Source organism: Acinetobacter sp. S4400-12, assembly GCF_024129495.1.
GTDB classification, from domain to species: domain Bacteria; phylum Pseudomonadota; class Gammaproteobacteria; order Pseudomonadales; family Moraxellaceae; genus Acinetobacter; species Acinetobacter lwoffii_C.
Window position 1 is genome coordinate 1 of sequence record NZ_JAMXYB010000081.1, and the last position, 1,312, is coordinate 1,312.

Below are 1,312 nucleotides of genomic sequence, written 5' to 3' on the forward strand. Positions count from 1 at the left end.
ATGTCCCGTCCTGAAATAAGTTTACACCTTAAGAGACTTATTTTATGGAACATAAACGAGAACAACGAGTTAAACGTACACAACGTGACTATAGCTTTGCCTTTAAAATGATGGTGGTACATGAAGTAGAAAAAGGGCAAATTACTTATAAGCAAGCTCAGGCAAAATATGGTATTCAAGGAAGATCAACTGTGCTGGTATGGTTACGCAAGCACGGACAACAGGACTGGACTTCGAATATGCCGACTTCTTCTAAACGCCAATTGACACCCCAACAACGAATCCGCCAATTAGAAAAACAGTTAGCCGCAGAAAAGCTCAAAACTGAATTTATACAGGATGTGATTTATCACATTGATAAAGAGTGTGGGACTGATCTTGGAAAAAAGTATACCGAGCACGTTTCAAAGATTGGCAAAGCCAAAGAAGACTAAGCGTTTCACGTTATTGTCAGTGGTTAGGAATCACTCGACAAGCTTATTATCAAGCAGAAAAACGTGCTCAAATGACTGCACAAGCAACTGAACAAATACTTGAGTTGGTTATGGAATATCGCTGTCTCATGCCAAGTATCGGAACACGTAAGCTGTATTGGCTTATTAAAGGCAAATTGTTGCAACGTGGTTTAAAGTGTGGACGGGATCAGTTATTTAAAATATTGAAAGAAAATAACTTATTGATTCGCCCTAAGCGTCGCTATACAAAAACTACGGATAGCAAGCATTGGATGAAGAAGCATCCAAATTTATTAAAGGATTATTCAGCAGTGCAAGCCAATGAAGTCTTTGTTAGTGATATTACCTATGTTGAGAGTGCTGAAGGTGTGCATTATTTATCCTTGGTGACAGATGCTTATACCCGCCAGATTAAAGGTTATAAGTTATCGAATGATATGCGTGCAGAGAATGTTGTGCAGGCACTACATATGGCGATGCAGCATGTGACAGATCGGGCAGCCAGGATGATTCACCATTCAGACAGAGGCTCTCAGTATTGCTCTGAACTATATCAATCGGCATTACGCCATTATGGGGTATGTCCTTCTATGACAGATGGAGGAGACTGTTACCAGAACGCATTAGCAGAGCGGATTAATGGAATATTAAAGCAGGAGTTTTTAACTACACGATGTCAAACCATGAAGGAGTTAGATCACTTAATTGCGGAATCTATCATGATTTATAATTGCTATAGACCACATTTAAGTTTAAATATGAACACCCCGAATCAGACGTATGAGCAAACTAAAACCGAGCTAATTGCATAACTCGGTTTGAAGTGGAATACTGTCAATCTATTTCAGGACAAGACA

1 protein-coding gene is annotated in these 1,312 nt (G+C 39.3%); it reads left to right on the plus strand.

Translation table 11 applies throughout. From position 1 onward, the window contains the following. Positions 1–44: 44 nt before the first annotated feature. Positions 45–1,267, plus strand: a protein-coding gene (locus tag NI461_RS13985; RefSeq protein WP_174659967.1) for an IS3 family transposase whose coding sequence is annotated in 2 segments (ribosomal slippage) — positions 45–381 and positions 381–1,267 — 1,224 coding nt in all. Because the reading frame shifts where the segments join, the coding sequence is not laid out codon by codon here. Positions 1,268–1,312 lie beyond the last annotated feature (45 nt).